The sequence below is a fragment of the Pseudonocardia thermophila genome, from assembly GCF_900142365.1.
Taxonomy (GTDB): Bacteria; Actinomycetota; Actinomycetes; order Mycobacteriales; family Pseudonocardiaceae; genus Pseudonocardia; species Pseudonocardia thermophila.
The window spans coordinates 48,099-68,412 of sequence record NZ_FRAP01000021.1 but is presented as its reverse complement, the minus strand read 5'-3'; the positions used below and the strand labels follow the sequence as shown (position 1 = coordinate 68,412).

At 72.1% G+C, this 20,314-nt stretch carries 19 protein-coding genes, 2 tRNA genes and 1 CRISPR repeat array; of the genes, 11 read left to right on the top strand and 10 right to left on the bottom strand.

Features of this window, described 5'->3' with window-relative positions; all coding sequences use genetic code 11:
- Window positions 1–374 precede the first annotated feature (374 nt).
- The 3 genes from BUE41_RS23995 to BUE41_RS23985 all read left to right on the top strand — a co-directional run bounded on the left by BUE41_RS23995 (window position 375) and on the right by BUE41_RS23985 (window position 3,526).
- Window positions 375–1,853, top strand: coding sequence for a serine/threonine-protein kinase (locus tag BUE41_RS23995; RefSeq protein ID WP_073459575.1), 1,479 nt, complete (start codon window positions 375–377; stop codon window positions 1,851–1,853).
- Between the two features lie 106 nt (window positions 1,854–1,959).
- The gene (locus BUE41_RS23990; RefSeq protein ID WP_073459574.1) at window positions 1,960–2,541 is read left to right on the top strand and encodes a dihydrofolate reductase family protein; all 582 of its coding nucleotides are present in this window, start codon (window positions 1,960–1,962) and stop codon (window positions 2,539–2,541) included.
- A 4-nt stretch (window positions 2,542–2,545) separates the two neighbouring features.
- Window positions 2,546–3,526 carry an NUDIX domain-containing protein gene (locus BUE41_RS23985; protein ID WP_073459573.1) on the top strand — a complete coding sequence of 327 codons (981 nt, stop codon included), beginning with the start codon at window positions 2,546–2,548 and terminating at the stop codon, window positions 3,524–3,526.
- A 3-nt stretch (window positions 3,527–3,529) separates the two neighbouring features.
- On the opposite strand, the gene BUE41_RS23980 is transcribed toward BUE41_RS23985, so the two are convergent.
- From BUE41_RS23980 to mobA, 3 genes are all read right to left on the bottom strand, one after another.
- Entirely contained in the window at window positions 3,530–4,330 is an 801-nt protein-coding gene (locus tag BUE41_RS23980) for an MBL fold metallo-hydrolase (protein ID WP_327194781.1), read from the bottom strand.
- Complete coding sequence (locus tag BUE41_RS23975; protein WP_234997542.1) at window positions 4,327–6,189, bottom strand: ABC transporter ATP-binding protein; 1,863 nt, start codon at window positions 6,187–6,189, stop codon at window positions 4,327–4,329. Before BUE41_RS23975 ends, BUE41_RS23980 begins: the two co-directional genes overlap by 4 nt.
- Before the next feature lie 172 nt (window positions 6,190–6,361).
- A complete protein-coding gene (gene mobA / locus BUE41_RS23970; RefSeq protein ID WP_084755748.1) occupies window positions 6,362–7,153 on the bottom strand; it encodes a molybdenum cofactor guanylyltransferase in 792 nt (263 codons plus the stop codon).
- A 74-nt stretch (window positions 7,154–7,227) separates the two neighbouring features.
- Here mobA and BUE41_RS23965 point away from each other — a divergent pair, with 74 nt between their 5' ends.
- Entirely contained in the window at window positions 7,228–7,791 is a 564-nt protein-coding gene (locus tag BUE41_RS23965; protein WP_073459570.1) for a DUF937 domain-containing protein, read from the top strand.
- A gap of 552 nt (window positions 7,792–8,343) precedes the next feature.
- Here BUE41_RS23965 and BUE41_RS23960 read toward each other — a convergent pair.
- Window positions 8,344–8,976, bottom strand: a complete 633-nt coding sequence (locus tag BUE41_RS23960) for a DUF429 domain-containing protein (RefSeq protein ID WP_234997528.1) — start codon at window positions 8,974–8,976, stop codon at window positions 8,344–8,346.
- A 33-nt stretch (window positions 8,977–9,009) separates the two neighbouring features.
- Here BUE41_RS23960 and BUE41_RS23955 point away from each other — a divergent pair, with 33 nt between their 5' ends.
- The 3 genes from BUE41_RS23955 to BUE41_RS30910 all read left to right on the top strand — a co-directional run bounded on the left by BUE41_RS23955 (window position 9,010) and on the right by BUE41_RS30910 (window position 10,721).
- A complete protein-coding gene (locus tag BUE41_RS23955; protein WP_073459569.1) occupies window positions 9,010–9,495 on the top strand; it encodes a ribose-5-phosphate isomerase in 486 nt (161 codons plus the stop codon).
- The gene (locus tag BUE41_RS23950) at window positions 9,495–10,310 is read left to right on the top strand and encodes an Fpg/Nei family DNA glycosylase (protein WP_073459568.1); all 816 of its coding nucleotides are present in this window, start codon (window positions 9,495–9,497) and stop codon (window positions 10,308–10,310) included. Before BUE41_RS23955 ends, BUE41_RS23950 begins: the two co-directional genes overlap by 1 nt.
- 249 nt (window positions 10,311–10,559) lie before the next feature.
- A complete protein-coding gene (locus BUE41_RS30910) occupies window positions 10,560–10,721 on the top strand; it encodes a hypothetical protein (protein ID WP_159444958.1) in 162 nt (53 codons plus the stop codon).
- A gap of 7 nt (window positions 10,722–10,728) precedes the next feature.
- Here BUE41_RS30910 and BUE41_RS23945 read toward each other — a convergent pair whose 3' ends face one another.
- Together BUE41_RS23945 and BUE41_RS23940 are read right to left on the bottom strand one after the other, a co-directional pair.
- Window positions 10,729–11,208 (bottom strand): GNAT family N-acetyltransferase, encoded by a 480-nt coding sequence (locus BUE41_RS23945; protein ID WP_073459567.1) that lies wholly within the window; start codon window positions 11,206–11,208, stop codon window positions 10,729–10,731.
- Window positions 11,209–11,248: 40 nt separating this feature from the next.
- On the bottom strand, window positions 11,249–11,710 hold the full coding sequence (locus BUE41_RS23940; RefSeq protein ID WP_200804086.1) for a GNAT family N-acetyltransferase: 462 nt from the start codon (window positions 11,708–11,710) through the stop codon (window positions 11,249–11,251).
- A gap of 44 nt (window positions 11,711–11,754) precedes the next feature.
- Between BUE41_RS23940 and BUE41_RS23935 the strand changes: the two genes are divergently transcribed.
- Entirely contained in the window at window positions 11,755–12,300 is a 546-nt protein-coding gene (locus tag BUE41_RS23935) for a TetR/AcrR family transcriptional regulator (protein WP_073459566.1), read from the top strand.
- 1 nt (window position 12,301) lies between these two features.
- On the opposite strand, the gene BUE41_RS23930 is transcribed toward BUE41_RS23935, so the two are convergent.
- From BUE41_RS23930 to BUE41_RS23920, 3 genes are all read right to left on the bottom strand, one after another.
- Window positions 12,302–13,177 carry an alpha/beta fold hydrolase gene (locus BUE41_RS23930; protein ID WP_073459565.1) on the bottom strand — a complete coding sequence of 292 codons (876 nt, stop codon included), beginning with the start codon at window positions 13,175–13,177 and terminating at the stop codon, window positions 12,302–12,304.
- Between the two features lie 33 nt (window positions 13,178–13,210).
- Window positions 13,211–13,609, bottom strand: a complete 399-nt coding sequence (locus BUE41_RS23925) for a hypothetical protein (RefSeq protein ID WP_073459564.1) — start codon at window positions 13,607–13,609, stop codon at window positions 13,211–13,213.
- 37 nt (window positions 13,610–13,646) lie between these two features.
- A tRNA-Pro gene (locus BUE41_RS23920) sits at window positions 13,647–13,723 on the bottom strand.
- A gap of 171 nt (window positions 13,724–13,894) precedes the next feature.
- On the opposite strand from BUE41_RS23920, the gene BUE41_RS23915 reads away from it, so the two are divergent.
- A tRNA-Gly gene (locus BUE41_RS23915) sits at window positions 13,895–13,968 on the top strand.
- A 427-nt stretch (window positions 13,969–14,395) separates the two neighbouring features.
- Here the strand turns inward: BUE41_RS23915 and BUE41_RS32520 are convergent.
- Window positions 14,396–14,518 carry a gamma-glutamylcyclotransferase family protein gene (locus BUE41_RS32520; RefSeq protein ID WP_268794542.1) on the bottom strand — a complete coding sequence of 41 codons (123 nt, stop codon included), beginning with the start codon at window positions 14,516–14,518 and terminating at the stop codon, window positions 14,396–14,398.
- Window positions 14,519–14,805: 287 nt separating this feature from the next.
- Between BUE41_RS32520 and BUE41_RS23910 the strand changes: the two genes are divergently transcribed.
- Together BUE41_RS23910 and BUE41_RS23905 are read left to right on the top strand one after the other, a co-directional pair.
- Window positions 14,806–15,498 carry a hypothetical protein gene (locus BUE41_RS23910; protein WP_073459563.1) on the top strand — a complete coding sequence of 231 codons (693 nt, stop codon included), beginning with the start codon at window positions 14,806–14,808 and terminating at the stop codon, window positions 15,496–15,498.
- A gap of 450 nt (window positions 15,499–15,948) precedes the next feature.
- A CRISPR array of direct repeats spans window positions 15,949–17,260; the repeat unit is 29 nt; unit sequence GGGACCACCCCCGCAGGCGCGGGGACGAC.
- Window positions 17,261–17,405: 145 nt separating this feature from the next.
- A complete protein-coding gene (locus tag BUE41_RS23905; RefSeq protein WP_073459562.1) occupies window positions 17,406–20,210 on the top strand; it encodes a CRISPR-associated helicase/endonuclease Cas3 in 2,805 nt (934 codons plus the stop codon).
- Window positions 20,211–20,314: the final 104 nt, after the last annotated feature.

The following is a 20,314-nucleotide window of genomic DNA, read 5'->3' as shown; positions in this document are numbered from 1 at the left end:
CGCCCCCACGCTCCTCCTCCTCGTCGGCGACGACGACCTGATCTCCCGATCTCGGTGATGAGCGCCGCCCGCCCGGTGCACGGCTCGGAGCGGGTCCACGATCGCCGCACCCGCCCGGCGGCTGCTCGGCTACGCGTTCCGCCCCGTCGCCGAAGATCGTCAGCGAGCTCTACCGCGAAGGAGAGAACACCTGCTGGCGCGCCGACGTGCAGCGCGCCTCGGCCACGATTCAGCCCGCGGCGAATCGCTCTCGGCGCGGGGCCCGGTGATCGCAAAGCCGCCGATCAGACCGGGTGCGCCGGTGGCCGGGCTCACCCGTGGGCGCCTTGCCTCCGCCCGGCGACCCCGCTCGGGCGATCGTTACCCTGGACTGGATGGCCGAGAGTGACGAGCGCACCGTGATCGGTGGCCGCTACCGCCTGGACGAGCGCATCGCCTCGGGGGCGATGGGCGCCGTCTGGCGCGGCACCGACCAGCTGCTCAACCGCACGGTCGCCATCAAGGAGCTGCTCGCCGCGGCCGCCCCCGGCACCTCGCCCGACGACCAGGGCGCGCTGGAGGAGGCGCGCCAGCGCATCCACCGCGAGGGCCGCATCGCCGCCCGTCTGCAGCACCCGCACGTCATCCGCATGTTCGACGTCGTGGTGCACGACGACCGGCCGTGGCTGGTCATGGAGTACCTCGAGTCGAAGTCGCTCTCGACCGTCATCGCCACCGAGGGCACCCTCGAACCGCTCGCCGCCGCCGCTATCGGTCGCGACGTCGCTGACGGGCTCGCCGCAGCCCACGCCGCCGGTGTCATCCACCGCGACGTCAAGCCCGGCAACGTGCTCATCGCCGAGGACGGCCGCACCAAGCTCACCGACTTCGGCGTCTCCCGCGCCGTCGACGACGTGCAGATCACCCGCACCGGGCTGATCGCCGGCACGCCCGCTTTCCTCGCCCCCGAGGTGGCCCGCGGTGCCGATCCCGCCCCGGCCGCCGACGTCTTCGCGCTGGGCGCCACGATCTACGCCGCCGTCGAGGGCAACCCGCCGTTCGGGCTCAACGACAACGCCTACGCGCTGCTGCACAAGGTCGCCCAGGGCGTGATCGATCCGCCGAAGCACACCGGTCCGATCACCGGCATCGTGCTGCGGCTGCTCGATCCCGACCCGGAGAAGCGGCCGACCGCCACCGAGGCCCGCGACGAGTTCGACCGGGTCGTCCGCACCGGCGCCCCCAGCGCGGGGCCGACCACTCCGATCCCGCCGCGCACGGTCAAGGCCGGCAACGCGAACCCGCCGACGCTGGCCGAGATCGGTCCCGTGCCGGAACCGAAGAAGCGCAGCTGGCTCAAGATCGCCGCGGGGATCCTCGTCGCGCTCGTCGCCGCGGGGGGCATCACGGCGGCGGCGCTCGCCGCCAACGGGCGTGGCGAGCCTCAGCAGTCCATCGCGGCCGCGCCCACCGACGTGCCCACGGACGTGGCCACGCCCGCGCCCACCACGCCCACGCCGACGCCCACCCCCGAGCCGACCGAGTCGCCCACCGAGACCCCAGCCCCGCCCGGTGACCCGGTCGCGTTCATGCAGAACTACTACCGGCTGCTGCCGGGCAACACCGCGGCGGCGTGGGCGATGCTCAGCCCGAGCGCGCAGTCCGCGTCGGGCGGCCGCGAGGGCTTCGACCGCTTCTACGCCACCCTGCGCCAGGTGTGGATCGAGAACATCCGCCGCGACGGCGAGGGCGCCGTCACCGCGACCGTCGTGTTCACCAAGCTCGACGGCACGGTGACGAGGGAGCCCTACCGGTTCGTCGTGGGACCGGGGCCCGATGGGCGGCAGGTCCTGCAGAGCTTCAGCCGACTCTGAATCCGCTGGAGGATCCTCCGGACCCTCAGCCCTGTCGGTTGCTGAACCACGACAGCTGTCGTACTGTCGGCCAGCCACTACGGATGTTGTTGTTGGAGGCCGATACATGCGCGAGCTCACCTACCTCATCGCCGTGTCGCTCGACGGGTACATCGCCGCGCCGGACGACGCCTTCGACGCCTTCCTCACGGAGGGCGACCACGTCGACCACCTGTTCGCGGAGTGGTCGGACACGCTGCCCGCCGCCGCGCTCACCGCCGCCGGCGCCGCGGCCGACAACAAGCACTTCGACACCGTCGTCATGGGGTGGCAGACCTACGCCGTCGGCTTCCCGTTCGGCGTCACCGATCCCTACCCGCACCTGCGCTCCTACGTCGTCACGCACCGACCGGAGCGGGAGGTGCCCGGCGACCCCGGCGGGGTCACCCTCACCGGCGAGGACCCGGTGGCGCTGGTCAGGCGGCTCAAGCAGGAGGACGGCAGCGGCATCTGGCTGTGCGGCGGCAGCCGGCTCGCGGCCACGCTCGCCGACGAGATCGACCGGCTGGTGCTCAAGGTCCACCCGATCCTGCTGGGCGAGGGCAAACCGCTGTTCGCGCAGCGCCCGTACGCCCGAACGGCGTTCGCGCTCGCCGAGACCCGGTCGTTCACCACCGGCGTGCTCATGAACACCTACGTGCGACGCTGACGGGATGGCACGCAACGACGAGCGGCGTGCGGCGCTGGCCGACGCGGCGCTGCGCGTCCTCGCCCGGGAGGGCACCCGCGGGCTCACCCATCGCGCCGTCGACGCCGAGGCGGGCGTGCCCACCGGCACCGCGTCGAACTACTTCCGCAACCGCCCGGCACTGATCGCGGCCGTGGCGGACCGCATCACCGTGCGGCTCTCGCCCGAGCAGGCCACCCTCGACGAGCTCAGCGCCCGCCCGCCGTCGCGCGAGCTGTTCGCCGCATATCTGCGCGACATCGTCCGGCGGCTCACGCTGCACCGCGACCTCGCGCTGGCCCTGTTCGAGCTGCGGCTGGAGGCGGGCAGACGCGCGGAGATCGCCGAGGTCATCGGGCGGTGGCTGCGGGCCGGGTTCGAGGCGGACGTCGCGTTCAACGAACAGGCCGGGCTGCCCGGCGGCCGTGCCGAGATCGCGCTGTTCCACTACGCGCTCGACGGACTGCTGCTCGACCGGCTCACCACCTCGATCGACCCGGACACCTCGACCGACGACGTCATGCAGGCGCTCGTCGACGGGCTGCTCCCGGACGCGCCCGCTGCCGGCACTCGGCCGCGGGTCGAGGCGTACGTCGTCCGCGACGGCTCCGTGCTGGTGTTCACCCACCGACCCACGACGGGATCGGAGGGCTCCGGCCTGCAGATCCCCGGCGGCACCCTGCACGACGGAGAGGAACCGGCCGACGCCGTCGTCCGCGAGGTGCACGAGGAGACCGGGCTCGCCGTGGAGGTGGTCGCCCCGCTCGGCACCGCCACCCGCGACGGCCGCGAGCTGCACCGCTTCCACGTGCGTCCGATCGGGCCGGTGCCGCAGGCGTGGGACCACGACGAGAAGGGTGACGGCGACGCGGTGCGCTGGACGTTCAACCTGTTCTGGCTGCCGATCCCGGTGGCCCGGCACGCGCTGGACTTCGGGATGGGGGAGCCGCTCGACCGGCTGGCGTGAGCGTCACGGCCAGGGAACACCGGGGTACGGCGAGCGTCGCGCTGCCTCCTCGGCGCTGAGCGTGCCCGCTTGGACCCGCGCGCAGAGGTCGGCGACCTCCTGCAGCCGGTCGCGCTGCTGCGCCACGAACTCCGGCCCGACGGGTGCGCCGTGACCGGGCACGACGATCGAGCGGCCCAGCTCGAGCAGCGCAGTGAGCGTCGCAGGCCACGCAGCGACGTCGGCCTCGGCGAGGTCCGGCGGGGCGCCCTCCTCGACCAGGTCCCCGGCGAAGACGACGTCGGCGTCCGGCACGTCGACGACCAGGTCGTGATCGGTGTGGCCGCGGCCGAGGTGGCGCAGCAGGACGACCCGGCCGCCCAGGTCCAGCCGCGGCGGCGCGGGCTCGGGCGGCACCGGGACCGACGCGGCGAGCGCGTCGGCGGTGGCGTCGTCGCCGCGGTCGCGGTAGCGGGCGACCCACTCGGCGCGCTGGTCGTCGGCGCTGCGGGCGATCGCCGCCGCGCAGCCGGGGTGGGCGAGCACCCGGACCGGGCCGAACGCCGCGGTGCCGAAGCAGTGGTCGAAGTGGGCGTGCGTGAGAGCCACGGTGATCGGGGCCGAGGTGCGGTCGCGCACCGCCGCCGCCCACTCGCTGCCCTGGTGGGTGTCGCCGCGGGTGTCGATCACGAGGGCGCGCTCGGCGCCGAGCACCAGCCCGACGGTGAGGTCCAGCTCCGCGTAGCGGCGGGCGAACACTCCCTCGGTCAGTTCGATCCAGGTGCCGGACATGCCCTCCATGGTCGCCCCCGGGGGATCGGTCACGCTCCCGCCAGCGCCACCTCCCCGCTGCCCGGCAGGGCGAACTGGGTGCGGTGCAGCTGCGCGTACCGCCCGCCGCGGGCGATCAGCTCGTCGTGGGTGCCGCGCTCGACGATGCGCCCCTCCTCGACCACGAGGATCTGGTCGGCGCTGCGGATCGTGGACAGCCGGTGTGCGATGACGACGGCCGTGCGCCCGTCGAGAGCCTCGGTCAACGCTTCCTGCACCGCGGCCTCCGACGTGGAGTCGAGGTGCGCGGTGGCCTCGTCGAGCACCACGATCCGCTGGTTGGCCAGCAGCACCCGGGCGATCGTGAGCCGTTGGCGTTCCCCGCCGGAGAGCCGGTAGCCGCGCTCGCCGACGACCGTGTCCAGTCCGTCGGGCAGCGAGGCCACCAGCTCGGCCAGCCGGGCCCGTTCGAGGGCGTGCCACAGATCCTCGTCCGTCGCGTGCGGCGCGGCGAGCAGCAGGTTGGACCGGATCGACTCGTGGAACAGATGACCGTCCTGCGTGACCAGCCCGACCGCGCGGCGCAGGTCGTCGAACGACAGCCCGCGCACATCGACCCCGCCGAGCTTCACCGATCCGCCGTCGACGTCGTAGAGGCGGGGGATGAGCTGGGCGATCGTGGACTTCCCGGCCCCCGACGAGCCCACCAGCGCGATGGTCTGCCCGGGCTCGGCCCGGAACGACACGTCGTGCAGGACCTCCTCGCCGCCGCGGACGTCGAGCCGGGCGACGTCCTCCAGCGAGGCGAGCGACACCTTGTCCGCCGACGGGTAGGCGAACCGCACGGACTCGAACTCCACCGACAGCGGCCCGTCCGGCAGCGGCACCGGGTTCGCGGGCTCTGCCACGAGGGGCTGCAGGTCGAGCACCTCGAAGACCCGCTCGAAGCTCACCAGCGCGCTCATCACCTCGACCCGTGCGCTGGCCAGCGCCGTGAGCGGGGCGTAGAGGCGCGTGAGCAGCAGCGCCAGTGCGACGACGTCACCGGCGGCGATCGCACCGGTGATCGCGAAGTAGCCGCCCAGGCCGTAGACCAGTGCCAGCGCGAGCGCCGAGACCAGCGTGAGCGCCGAGACGAACACCCACTGCACCATCGCGGTGCGCACTCCGATGTCGCGCACCCGCGACGCCCGCCGCACGAACTCCGCGGTCTCCTCGCTCGGCCTCCCGAACAGCTTCACCAGCGTGGCACCGGGTGCGGAGAACCGCTCGGTCATCTGCGTGCTCATCGCCGAGTTGTGCGCCGCGGCCTCGCGTTCCAGCTGTGCGAGCTTGCGGCCCATCCGCCGCGCCGGTACGACGAACACCGGCAACAGCACGAGCGCGAGCAGCGTGACCTGCCAGGAGAGGCTGAGCATCACCGCGAGCGTGAGCGTCAGGGTGACGATGTTGCCGACGACGCCGGAGAGCGTGCCGGCGAACGCCTGCTGGGCGCCGATGACGTCGTTGTTCAGCCTGCTCACGAGCGCGCCGGTGCGGGTGCGGGTGAAGAACGCGACCGGCTGGCGCTGGACGTGGTCGAACACCGCCGTGCGCAGGTCGAGGATCAATCCCTCGCCGAGGGTGGCGGACTGGTAGCGCTGCAGGATCCCCAGCCCGGCCTCGGCGATCGCGAGCACCGCGATGAGCGCCGCGATGCCGACGACCGCGCCGACCGGGCCGCCGTGCACGATCGCGTCGACCGCCTGGCCGGCGAGCACCGGCGACGCCACCGCCAGCGCCGCTCCGATGACGCTGACCAGCAGGAACGCCGCCAGCCGCCGGCGGTGCGGGCGGACGAAGCGCCAGATCCGCGACAGCGTGGCCCGGGAGAACGGCCGCTTCTCCTCGCGCGCGTTCGCGGCGTGGTACATCGACTCCCACGCCACCATCTCCATGCTCACAGCGGTTCCTTCCCCGGTTGCAGGTCCACCAGGTACGACCGGCCGGTGGGCCCGGGCTCATCGGCGAGCGTGCCGGACAACCCCGACAGTTCCGGGCGGGTTTCCCGGCGCTCGGCAGCGACGCTAGGAGCTGGAGTGAGGTTCAGGTCAAGGACGGGCGGAGGTCCAGCACGTCGCCGGGCACGAGCGGCCCCTCCGGATCGGGCACGATCGCGCCGACGGCGGCGGCCGCCGCACCGCGAGTGGCGGCGCGGACCCGGACCGGGCCGTCGCCGGTCAGGACGGTGACCTCCGGGGCGGGGCGGTCGCGCAGCTCCCGGTACTCCTCGGGGCGGTTGACGTTGCGGACCGAGTCGAGCTGCGGATCGGCGGTGGCCAGCGCCGGGTCCGTCAGCAGCTCGTCCTCGCCGGGGCGGACGACGCGCAGCTGGGTGAGGTCGCGCGCCGGCCGCGTGCGGCCGGCGGCGATCAGCTCGTGCAGGTGCGCGGCCACCGCCGTCCGGTAGCCGGCGGCGAGCGGCTGCGGATGCCCGTGCACCTGCGGCATGACGACGTCCACGCCGTCGCCCAGCCGGGCGAGCACGGCGCGGATGTACGCGGGGTGCAGCAGCGGCAGGTCCGTCGAGCAGACGAACGCGCGCGGCGCCCGCTCGCCCACCGCGTCCAGCCCCGACGCGATGCCGTGCATGGGGCCCTGACCGGGGGTCGGATCGTCCACGACCTCCACCGCGCCGGGCAGTGCCGGGAGCACCTGGCCGGGGGCGCGCGCCACGACCACGGGACCGGCCACGGTGCGGCCGAGCAGGCCGGTGATGCGGGCCAGCAGCGTGGATCCGTGCCACTCCAGCGCCGCCTTCGGCGTGCCCATGCGCGTGGACCGGCCGCCCGCGAGCACGATCCCGGCGGCCTCGGCCACCCGATCGGCGGAGGTCATCCACCGAGCCTAGCCGCCTCACCAGTACGCTCCCGGCGACCGCCGCAGTGGGTGGCGCAGCAAGGGAGACGTTCATGAGTCCGGTTGACGAGATCCTTTCCCAGATCCCGATGCAGCAGCTGGCCGGCCAGCTGGGTGTCGACGTCGAGACCGCCGCGCAGGCCGCGCGCACCGCGCTTCCGGCGCTGCTGGGGGGAATCCAGGCCAACACGGCCGACCCGGGCGGGGCCTCGTCGTTCGCCAAGGCCGTCGAGCAGCACGACCCGAGCCTCGTCGAGGGTGGGGTCGACCTGAACCAGGTCGACGTCAACGACGGTCAGAAGATCGTCGGGCACGTCTTCGGGGCCAACCAGAACCAGGTCGTGCAGCAGCTCAGCGGCGCCGGCGGGTCGGGCTCCGGGATCGGTCAGGAGCTGATCTCGAAGCTCCTGCCGATCCTCGCCCCGATCGTCATGTCGTGGCTGGCCAAGCAGCTGACGGGCAACAACGCCCAGGCGCAGGCCGGCGGCGGGGGCATCGGTGACGTGCTCGGCGGGCTGCTCGGTGGGGTGCTCGGCGGTGCCGGTGGGCAGCAGCAGGGCGGCGGGATCGATCTGGGGTCGCTGCTCGGCGGGCTGCTCGGGGGCGGGCGTCGCTGAGTTCCCTTGGTCGGGAAGCCACCTTCCTGCTGGGCGGCGGGGAGGTGGCTCTCCTGCTGTTCGGGCTCGTCATCGGGGCGAGCCGGGGGTTCGCGACGCCGAGTTGCCCTTCCAGGGAGCGCGAGTTGTCCCGTTGAGGTGCGCGAGTTGTCCTGACGGGTACGGCGGGTTCGTCGTGCTGTGTTCGGGGTGCTGCGTTCGTGAGTGAGCCCGAGGCGCTGCCCCGGAGCCCCGCCAGGGGCGCTGCCCCTGGCCCCGTCCAGACCCCCGACGGGGAGGAGGGCAGCCCTCGAGCCGACGGTGGAGCTCTCGCTCTGCCCAGCTCCCCGCGTGCCGACCACACATCTCCAGGACGGTCACCGAATCACACGTCAAACCTGGGAAACAGACGCGGATCCCGGGTTCAGCGCGCCCAGGAAATTGTCGGTGGTGGTCTCGACGGTTCGGGTATGAACGCAAGCCAGGCCACCGCGCGCCCGCGATGACCGACCAACAGATGCGCAGGGCGCGGAACCTGCACGGCGGGCTCGACCCGCCCGTGCGTTGTCCCCTTCACACCACCACGAACCCCTCGGGTCCGCCGCCGAGCACCTCGGCCTCCCCGCGGGCCCATCGCGCCGCCGACCATGCTACGGCGAGTGCGTCCAGGGCGTCGTCCATCCGCGGGCCCGGCGGGAGGTCGCCCAGTGCGGTGGCGACGTCGAGCCAGCGGGCGAGGGCGGCGATGCGCTGGCCGGCGCCGCGGGCGGTCTTCTTCGAGGCGAACTCGGTCTCGGGGGCGAGCCTTCGCAACGCCAGTTCGGGATGGGCCTCCACGACGTGCGTGGGCAGGTCCCGTCCGACCCATTCGCGGATCTTGGGGGTGATGTTCCAGGCCTGGACGCTGATCGCGCGGCCCGTGAGCCGTCGAGCGATCGCGCATGCCGCCGCGTAATCGGGGGCGTCGAGGACCTCGCACGGCGGTGCCGGGAAGACCGACGACCGGGCTCGGCCGAGCGCCTTCGCGGTCGCGACGTCGCACTCGCGCGGCCGGTGGCCGGTGGGGGTGCGCAGCGGGATGTCGACGCCGACGGCGGCGCAGCCGGTGGTCACGGCCAGGACGGCAGTGGCATCCGGGACGACGTGCCAGCGCACGCGGCCGCTCTCGACCCGTGCGACGACCCAGCCGTCCGGCACCCCGTCCACACCCGCGACCGCGGTAGGGCAGGATTCCGTGCCGTGCGCGTGTACCTCGGTTCCGACCACGCCGGCTTCGAGCTCAAGGCCCACCTGGTCGCGCATCTGACCAGTCTGGGCCACGAGGCGATCGACGTCGGCCCGGCCACCTACGACGCGCAGGACGACTACCCGCCGTTCTGCATCGAGGCCGCCCGCCGCACGCTGGCCGATCCGGGCAGCCTCGGCATCGTGATCGGCGGCTCGGGCAACGGTGAGCAGATCGCAGCGAACAAAGTGCCCGGCATCCGCTGCGCGCTCGCCTGGAGCGTCGAGACCGCCAAGCTCGCGCGGGAGCACAACGACGCTCAGGTCGTCGGCGTGGGCGCGCGCATGCACACGATCGAGGAGGCCACCGAGATCGTCGAGGCGTTCATCTCGACGCCGTTCTCCGGTGAGCCCCGCCATCAGCGGCGCATCGACCTGCTGACCGAGTACGAGCGGACGGGTGTGCCGCCGGCGCTGCCGCCCGACCAGATCCCGCGCTGATGCCGGAGGGCCACACGCTGCACCGGCTGGCGCGGCGCCACCGTGCGCTGTTCGGCGGTCGGCCGGTGGCGGTGTCGAGCCCGCAGGGGCGGTTCGCCGCCGGGGCCGCCGCCGTCGACGGCATGGTGCTCAAGAAGGCCGAGGCGCACGGCAAACACCTGTTCCACCACTACGCGCCCGACCGGATCGTGCACGTCCACCTCGGGCTTTACGGCACGTTCGAGGAAGCCCCGCATCCCGTCCAGGAGCCGCGCGGGCAGGTGCGCATGCGGATGGTGGGCGAGACGGCGTACGCCGACCTGCGCGGCGCCACCGCATGCGAGCTGCTGAGCACCGCGGAAGTGCGCGCGATCCGGGCCCGGCTCGGCCCGGACCCGCTGCGCCGCGACGCCGACCCGGAGAAGGCGTGGGTCCGCATCTCGCGGTCGAAGGCGCCGATCGCGACGCTGCTGATGGACCAGTCGGTCGTCGCCGGGGTCGGCAACGTCTATCGAGCCGAGACGCTGTTCCGCCACCGCCTCGACCCGCAGATGCCGGGATCGGCGCTCGCGCGCGAGCAGTGGGACGCGCTGTGGGCCGATCTCGTCGCGCTGATGCGGGACGGGGTGCGGCGCGGCCGCATCGACACCGTCGAGAAGGAGCACGACCCGCGTCTGCAGGGGCGGCCCGCGCGGAAGGACCGACACGGGGGAGAGGTCTACGTCTACCGGCGGGCCGGCCTGCCGTGCCTGGTCTGCGGCACGCCCATCGCGCACACCGAGCACGCCGGACGGAACCTCTTCTGGTGCCCGACGTGCCAGCCGGAGTACCGCTGACCTGGGGTTCCGCCGGCCGGGCCCACGCCGGCGGGCACCGTCGGCGTGGACCCGGTGACCGGTCGCGGGAGGGTGCGACCGGTCGGGAGCGGTGGACACCACGGCGCACAGGGCCGACCTCGGCACTGGGGGTGCATCGGTCCGGCAACCGCTCCGGTGATCGTTTGTGCGCCGGGCACCACGTTACCCGAGAAACCCGGGCCCTCGATGTGCGTGAAAATGACAGGGGTGTCATTTAGCGTGGCCGCCATGGACACGACCGACACGACCGCCTGGTGGCAGTGCCCGGGTTGCGGCGTCGAGGCGGAGCTGGACCTGGAGATCGTCGTCACGGCCGGCCCGGCCGCCCAGCCGTGCCCCGACTGCGGGGAGGCGATGGTCGAGCGGCTGCCGTGGGAAGTGGCTGCCTGAGCGGACCTCAGCCCACGAACCGGGCCATCAGCACGTCGTCGACGTAGCTGCCGTCGAGGACGAACTCGTCGCGCAGAACGCCCTCCTCGACGAACCCGCACCGTGCGTAGAGCTGCCGCGCGCGGTCGTTGCTCCCCAGCACGCGCAGCGTCACCTTGCGCGCTCCGCGCCGTGCCGCCTCGACCACGGCTGCCTCGACGAGCGCCGCGCCGATCCCGCGCCTGGCCGCGTCCGGGTGCACCGCCAGCCCGCGGATCTCGAGCACGTGCCGGTGCGACGGCGCGTCGAGCGAGTTGTGCAGGGCCGCGTAGCCGACCACGCGACCGCCCCGCTCGGCGACGAGCACGTCGTCGGGCGCGACCCGCTCGAAGAACGATCGCGGGCCCTCCGGCGGCGGTGCCGGCGACGTCGCCGTGCTCCACGTGGCGTCGTCGATCGCGACGAGCGCCGCGTCGTCCTGCTGCTGCGCGGTCCGGATCGAGATCACCCGGGCGAGCCTGCCAGATCCCGCTCGTACACGATGCCGATCACCGGCGGGCCGAACCTGCGTGCGGTGCCTGGTGGGTCAGGGTGAACCCGCGCCGCTCGTACAGCGCCCGGGCGGCGGTGAGCACGTCGACCGTGAACAGCCGGATGCGCCGGAACCCGGTCTCGCGGGCGAACGCGAGGCAGGTGTCGACGAGCCGGCCGCCCAGACCGATGCCGCGGGCGTCCGGGTGCAGGAGCAGCAGGCGCAGCTGCGCGACCTCGTCCTCGCCGATGTCGGACGGGGGGCAGGCGATCGAGCCGATCCGCCGTCCGTCCAGCTCGGCGATCCAGCCGCGTCGACGGGCGGGATCCGCCTGTGCGAACCCGGCGATGGTGCGCGAGACGCTCTGCTCGAAGCTGTGGTCGAAGCCGTACTCGGCGGCGTAGAGCTCCCCGTGCGACTTCAGCACCCAGCCGAGGTCGCCGGGCGCCCCCCACTCCCTGATCTGCACGTCACCCATCGAACCGCTCCACTGAAACGAGTGTTTCAGTAGAGAATGGCGCGGTGACCGCCACACCGCAAGCGCCTTCCGCACGTCGAACCGAACTGCTCGAGCTCGCGTACGAGTACGTGCTGCGCAACGGCATCAGTGGGCTGTCGCTGCGGCCGCTCGCCGAAGCGATCGGCTCCAGCCCGCGGGTGCTGCTGTTCCTGTTCGGCTCGAAGGACGGCCTCGTCCAGGCGCTGCTGGAGCGGGCGCGCGAGGAGGAGCGGGTGCTGGTGGAGCAGGTGCGGTCCGGTTCGGGTGGAGTGGTCGAGGCGGCAGAGCGGATCTGGGCCTGGCTCGCCGCGCCCGAGCACCGCGCCATCCTGCGGCTGTGGGTGGAGGGCTTCGGGCGGTCGCTCGTCGAGCCGGAGGGACCGTGGGCGGGCTTCGCGGAGCGCAGCGTCACCGACTGGCTGGAGATCCTCGCGAGCGCCGGAGCCGACGCGGAGACCGCGTCCGCGGCCCTCGCCGTCCTGCGGGGCGGGATGCTCGACCTGCTCGCGACGGGGGACACCGAGCGGATCACGGCGGCGGTGCACCGAGCGCTGGCCGCCCTGCGCTGAGTCAGCCCGCCAGGAAGTCCCGCAACACGCCGAGGGTCTCCTCGGGTGCCTCCTCGACGAGGAAGTGCCCGGCGTCGACGCTGGCGCCGCGCACGTCGACGGCGCGCTGCTGCCACACCTCCACGGGATCCTCGGGCCGGTTTCCGACGACGCTGCGCGCACCCCACAGCACCAGCAGCGGCGCCTCGATGCGCCGGTCCAGATCGGCGCGGTCGTGCTCCAGGTCGATCGACGCGCCCGCCCGGTAGTCCTCCAGCATCGCGTGCCGGGCCTCGGGATCGGCGAACGCGCGCTCGTAGGCGGCGATCGCCTCCGGGGAGAAGTGGTCCAGCCCGCCGCCCCACGAGCCCAGCAGCGCGTGCAGGTACCCGATCGGATCGCCCGCGATCAGGTTCTCCGGCACCGGGTCGGGCTGGATGAAGAAGAACCAGTGGTAGTAGGCGGTGGCCAGCGCCCGGTCCACGTTCTCGTAGACGTGCAGGGTCGGCAGGATGTCCAGCACCGCCGCCCGGTCCACCCGCTCAGGGTGGTCGAGCGCCATCCGGTGGGTCACCCGCGCACCGCGGTCGTGCCCGATGACGGTGAACCGCTCGTGCCCGAGCTCCCGCATCACCGCGACCTGGTCCGCCGCCATCGCCCGGAACGAGTAGCCGGCGTGGTCGGGCCCCGACGGCGGCCGCGACGACTCCCCGTACCCGCGCAGGTCGGTGACCACGACAGTGTGGTCTTCCGCCAGCCGCGGCGCCACGTCGCCCCACATCGCCGACGACTGGGGGAAGCCGTGCAGGAGCAGCAGCGGCGGCCCCGATCCGCCGTGCGTGACGGCGATGGTCGCTTCACCGGTGTCGATGCGCACTCGCTCGAAGCCGTCGAACACGTCGGCGACGCTACTGCCCCGAGGGCGGGTTCGTCAGGCCGTCGGCTCGGTGAGGAGGCGCCGGACGGAGGCGCGGGCCAGCATGAGGACGAGGATCAGCAGCGTCACCGAGGAGAAGCCGCCGAGGCCGACGCGATCGCCGAAGACGAGGGCAACGGCTTCCAGGACGACGAACTTGCTGCCGAACAGCACCAGCCAGAGGAGGAACCCGGCGGCGATCTTGCCGATCGGTGTCGAGGCCCGGCGGAACCGGTCCTTCACCCGGTCCTTCGCGAGGACGACGACCTCGAGGACGGCCTTGAGCAGGACGGCGGTCAGCAGGGAGAGCGTGAACGTCTCGCTGATCACCTGCGGGAAGTACTCGATGAACAGGTTCAGGACGACGACGTAGACGAACACGTCGACCACCGCCGCCGCGGCCCCCTCCGGCACCCCGGCACTGTAGGGGCGCAGACCGCTACCCGCACGCTGGTCGGGGTGGCGGGATTTGAACCCACGGCCCCTCGCTCCCAAAGCGAGTGCGCTACCAAGCTGCGCCACACCCCGTCGCTGACCTGCAGAAACCCGTAGATCGGCCGGTCCAACCTACCACGTCGGCCGCTCGCTCGGTGGTCAACCCGCAGGTGTCGAGCGGCTCAACGTGAGATCTCCCGACCGCGTCGTGCAAGCCGATGGTCGTCGGCTAATCTTGGAGGTGCTCCCGCACCAGCGGGGCATGCGGGCGTAGCTCAATGGTAGAGCCCCAGTCTTCCAAACTGGCTACGCGGGTTCGATTCCCGTCGCCCGCTCCACCCTTGACCAGGGCAAGCGCCCTGGTCAAGATCGACAGTGGGTTTCGTGTGACATCAAGCGTGACGCGAAACCCACTACCCTGCTGCCCATGGGGGGTCGAGCTCGCGCCGACAGAGTGCGTGCTCGGGGTGGCATTGACGAGCTTCCGAGTGGTGCTGTCCGCGTCCGCGTCTACACGGGGACCGACCCGTTGACGCGCCGGCGGGTGTACCGGACCGCGGTCATCGCCCCCGGACCACGGGCGTGGGAGGAGGCCGAGGCGACCCGCGCCCGTTTCGTCCAGGAGGCCGCCGAGCGTCGAACCCCGCGGACGAACGCCACGCTCGATGAGCTCTTGTCCCGCTACCTCGATCAGCTCGGCGGATCGCCGGGTACTCGCGATCTTTACCGCGGACACGTCCGCAACCACATCGGACCGTGCCTCGGCTACCTGAGGGTCGGCCAGCTCGACGCGGAGGTCGGCGTCATGGTCGGCACCCGCCCGACGAGCGCCTCCAACACCTCGGGGAACTGGAGGCTGCCGTACACGAAGAGCTTCGGGTCAGCCACCCCCGATAGCGGGGCCAGCCGGCCAGAGAACCTCGAGTTCGGCTGGGGTGAGGGGCACTCGGTACGCGGCACGGACCACCTCCTTGGCTGCGACCGTATCGCCACTGTCGGCGAGGGCCACGAACCAGTCCATGCCGGCCGGGTAGGCGTAGAGGTAGGAGCCGCAGGAGGGGGTCCGAGCCGCGGTCGGTGAGCATGTCCGCGATCGCCGCGTCGGTCCAGAACGGGACTCGTCGGCGCGCGAGAGCGGCGCACTCCTCCGCCGGAACGCCGGAGTTGATCGCGACGTGCAGTTCCGCGCGCACCAGCTCCAGGTGGTGGGCGAGACGTGTCCGTGCGACGAGGCCTGGGTCGTCGCGCGCGACGAACAACGGCATCGCCTGGGCGAATCCCTCGACGCCCGTGCCGCCGACCTGCAGAAGATCGACGACGCCCGCGCGTGGGCCCTTGCCCACACCGCTGTCACCCGCGCCAACGCCGACGCCGCCCGCTACTTGATCGCCGAACGCCATGCCGACGACATACCCGAACCCACCGTCACCGCCCAGGAATGGCTGACCGCCGAACGCGCGGCCCGCCTCGAGGACGATGTCCATCGGCTGATCTGCGAAACCGACCTCGACGAACACCACACGGCAGACCAGGCCGACGTCGATACCGCCCCGTTTACCGATCTACTCGACATCCGCGAACTCGCAGCAGCCGAGCCCGCACCGGCTGCCGAGGACGATGTCCGCATCCCCACCGCCGACGAAGCTCAGCCCGCTCTCGACGAGATCACAGCCCACGAGATCCTCGACGCCGACGAACTCAGCCACGACGTCGATCACGACGACTTCCACGACGGCGGCGACATGACCGATCTCGCTGACGTGCCCAGCTGTCTCGGGTCTTCGCCGTTGTCGACCCGCCGCCAGAGGTCGGCAGCGAGAACGGCGGCGGACCGTCACCGCGCCACGCCCACTGCAACGTCGCACTGACCCCGGCGATCCAACCAGGCCGCGCCCGGACCGTTCCGGGATCCCGCCCCGTGAACAACTCGGTCGCCAGCAGCTCTGCGTCGATCAACTCCGGGAACGCCCGAGCCTGCCGCCGCGTCACCGGAGCCGGCGTCGGCGCGCGACATCCCGCATGGTCGGTCACCACTGCGCCGGCCAGCCATCGGCATGTCATCGCAACGGCGGCCGGATACCAGTCATCCAGGTGCTGATGCCCGTGATCGGCCGCCAGCTGCTCGGCCATGCGCCAAACATGGGCGAAGTCCGAGCGCCGAACCCGCAGGTTCCCTGCAGAGACTGCATCGATAAGGCACTCGGTGATGTCCACGACCACACGGTGACAGAGGAGCCTGACAATCGCAGGGCTAGTCCACGCAGGTGCGGGGATGACTTGGTCTGCCGAAAGATTCCAGCGCAGGTGCGTGACGTCGGCGGACCACCCCCGCAGGCGCGAGGACGACAAGTTCGGCGGCGCACTCGACGAGGCCGAGCAGGGACCACCCCCGCAGGCGCGGGGACGACGGTCATCGCGTGCCCCGGTGCCAGTAGACGCGGGGACCACCCCCGCAGGCGCGGGGACGACGTCGAGCTCGGCGCGCAGCTGCAGAAGGCCTGGGGACCACCCCCGCAGGCGCGGGGACGACTGCTCGTCGGTCTACGTGGTCACGAGCGGGTCAGGACCACCCCCGCAGGCGCGGGGACGACTTCGCCGTGATGGCGCTCGCCAGCCGGCACACGGGACCACCCCCGCAGGCGCGGGGACGACCGGGCGCTGGCCTCACGGAAGGCGCGCAGCGTGGGACCACCCCCGCAGGCGCGGGGACGACGTGACGGTTGCCGCCGGCTGGGTGTCGGACAAGGGACCACCCCCGCAGGCGCGGGGACGACCCGGTGACTTTGTGGCACACGCGGATCGTGCAGGGACCACCCCCGCAGGCGCGGGGACGACTACGCGATGTACCCGTCGAGCAAGTACATCCGAGGACCACCCCCGCAGGCGCGGGGACGACGGTTAGGGATCATGGCCACTGTCGCTGAGGTGGGGACCACCCCCGCAGGCGCGGGGACGACTCCGGGTCGACGACCTGCCACACCGGGTCCGGGGGACCACCCCCGCAGGCGCGGGGACGACCTCGAGGCGGCGGAAGTGGCGGCGACCCTGCCGGGACCACCCCCGCAGGCGCGGGGACGACTTCCGCCCGGGTCGCGCCCGCGAGGTTGTGCCGGGACCACCCCCGCAGGCGCGGGGACGACGATGCGCGGTGCGCGTACGCAGCTGCGAACTCGGGACCACCCCCGCAGGCGCGGGGACGACATCGCATCGCGGACCTTGTCCAGCGCGGGCTGGGGACCACCCCCGCAGGCGCGGGGACGACCACTGCACCCACGCGTTGGGGTGGTTGCGGTGGGGACCACCCCCGCAGGCGCGGGGACGACTCGACCCAGAAGGCGGCAGACAGCATGGCGGTGTGGACCACCCCCGCAGGCGCGGGGACGACTCGTTGTAGGCGAAGATCACGTCATCGTTGGTGGGACCACCCCCGCAGGCGCGGGGACGACTACGAGGTTGGTGCGCCGGAGCAGTAGCCGCAGGGACCACCCCCGCAGGCGCGGGGACGACGTCCTGCGCGAGCACCGGCACGACCCGGTGCGGGGGACCACCCCCGCAGGCGCGGGGACGACGCGCTGGCCGGGGCGGGTCGCACGTAGACGGTGGGACCACCCCCGCAGGCGCGGGGACGACACTTCCTGACCAGCGACGACGCGAGCCGAGCCTGCCGATTTGATTCAAGATGAGCTAGCGCCGATCGATGATCTACCAGCACAAGGTAACAGAGCCGGGATCTTCCGCGACTGCCCGAGACGTCGACCCCGAAGAGTAGTGAGGTGTGTACGACGTGAAGCCGTGGTGGTCGGTGTGGGCGAAGACCGGCCGCGATGAACTTGACCACCGGATCGTGACGGAGTGGCTCCCGCTCCATCAGCACCTGGGTGACACCGCAGCCATAGCCGGCCGCTTGGTTGATGAGTGGATTCCCTCGTCGGTCCTCACCCGTCTCTCGGAGATGCTCGGTCTCGGCGTCACCGAGCTGCGGCAGCTGATCGTCTGGGCGGCCGCGGTGCACGATGTCGGGAAGGCGAGTCCCGCGTTCGCCGTGCAGTGCGCCGCCCTCGCGGACGTCATGCGCGAGCATGGCCTCGCGGCGGACCCGCGCTACGCGAACGACCGAGATCGATCTCGGATCCGGCACGAGATGGTCGGCCAGGTGGCCGTGCTGGACTGGCTCACGACGGAGCTCCGGGTTCCGCGGAGCAGCGCCAGTCAGCTGTCCTGCCTGATCGGTGGGCACCACGGTGTGCCCCCGGAACGACCCGACTTGATGGCCGTCGAGCAGCACGCCGAGCTGGCCGGTCGGGGCAGCTGGTCCGAGGCACGGGTCGACGTGCTGCGGTGGGCTGCTGATCTGGTCGGTGGCACGGAGTGGCTGGCCGGCGCAGCATCACGTCCGATCCCGCGACCGGCGCAGGTGCTGCTGACCGCGATGGTGATCGTCGCAGACTGGATCGCCTCCAGCGAGTTGTTCGATCTCGAGCCGATCCACGCCGCTCGCGAGGGCGTCGTGCCTCCGAACCGGGAGACGACCGAGGCGCGCGCGGCCCGGGCATGGCAGGAGCTGGACCTCCCGCCGCGATGGCGACCACAGCCGATCACTGATGTGGCGTCGGCGTTTCAGGAACGGTTCGGCCGGACGCCCCGGCCGGTGCAGGTGGCCGCGGTCGAAGCCGCCCTGGCGCAGGAGACCCCGGGCATGGTGATCGTCGAAGCGCCGATGGGGGAGGGGAAGACGGAGGCGGCGTTGCTCGCCGTGGAGGCGTTGGCGGCCCGGTCGGGTGCCGACGGTTGCTTCGTGGCCCTCCCGACGAGGGCGACGACGGACGCCATGTTCGGGCGGGTGTTGTCCTGGTTGCAGGCGCTGCCGGGTGTGCCGGTGAACGTGAGCGTGCAGCTGGCGCACGGCACGGCGAGCTTGAATGACACGTTCCGCGGCCTGCTTCGGCGCGGGCATGTTCGCGACGCCGGCGAATGCGGTTCCGATGTCGGCGTCGCGCACCAGTGGCTGCGCGGGCGTAAGCGCGGGGTGTTGGCCCAATTCGTCATCGGGACGGTGGATCAGGTTCTCGCCGCCGCGCTGAAGAGCCGCCATCTGGTGCTGCGACACCTCGCTCTGGCGGGCAAGGTCGTCGTGATCGACGAGGTGCACGCCTACGACGTCTACATGTCGCAGTACCTGGATCGCACTCTGCACTGGCTAGGCGCGTACGGGACGCCGGTGGTGCTGTTGTCGGCGACCCTGCCGCCGCGAAGGCGCGCTGAGCTCGTCGCCGCGTACGAGAGCGGCCGATCCGAGACGACGGACGAGGTGACCATCAGCGATGCCTATCCGGTGGTGACGGCCACAGGCCTGCCGCCTCGAGCAGTCGCCGCCAGCGGCGAGCCGAGGACCGTCATGGTCGAGCGGCTCGATCCAGGTGAAGACGGCGACGACCTCGACGAGCTGGTTTCGCTGCTGCGTGACCGGCTCGGCGAGGGGGGTTGCGCGGTCGTCGTGCGGAACACCGTCGCCAGGGTGCAGGAGGCAGCGGACCGGCTGATCGAAGAGTTCGGAGACGATCATGTGACGGTCGCGCACTCCCGGTTCCTGGCGTGCGATCGCGCCGCACTCGACGCCGATCTGATTCGGCGTTTCGGGCCGCCGACGTCGGAGAGTGAACGCCCGGACCTGCACATCGTCGTGGCGTCGCAGGTTGTCGAGCAAAGCCTCGATGTGGACTTCGACCTGATGGTCACCGATCTTGCACCCGTCGACCTGGTGCTGCAGCGGATGGGCCGCCTGCACCGACACCGCCGTGTTCGCCCGCCGCGGCTCACCCGACCGTGCTGCGTTCTGACCGGCGTCGAGTCCTGGCGCTCCGAGCCGGTCTTCCCCGTGGCCGGAAGTCGTCGTGTGTACGGCGAGCACATGTTGCTCCGCGCTGCGGCGCTGCTGGCCGATCGCGACCGGCTCGTACTGCCAGACGACATCGCCCCACTCGTCCGGGCCGGCTACGGAGACGAGACGATCGGCCCGGACTCGTGGCAGGCCGCCATGACCGCGGCCGCAGAGGACGATCGGCAACGGTCTGAGCGGCGCCGCGCGAATGCGAAGACCTTCCGGATCGACCAGGTGGGCGGCCTCAAGGACACGTTGCACGGCTGGATTCGCGCCGGCGTGGGCGACGCCGATGTGGACGATCCTCGCCAGATCGGTCAGGTCCGTGACGGTGCCGAGTCGTTGGAAGTCCTCGTCGTGCAGCGCGACGCCGACGGCGGCTTGCTGACCCCTGACTGGATCGCGCAGAACGCGAGCGTGCAGATCCCGCTCGATGACGAGCTACCTGGCTGGCTGGCACGTACGGTCGCGGCCTGCGCCTTGCGCCTGCCGCTGGCGATGAGCCAGCCGGGCCCGATCGGAGACGGAGTCATAGCCGCACTCGAGCGCAACCACTTCACGAGCTTCGACCGCACCCCCCTGCTCAACGGCCAGCTGGTCCTCGTCCTGGACGAGAACAGGACAGCCGAATTGTCGGCCGGTCCCGCTACCTTCCGCGTCATGTACGACCCACGACGCGGACTGATCCACGACGCCTGCTGACCCCGCGAGAGCGGGGAGAACTACTGAAGTGCCAGAGCAACGTGGACCACCCCCGCGGCGTCGCGCGGGGAACTGAGTGCCGGCCATGGAACCACGTATAGAAG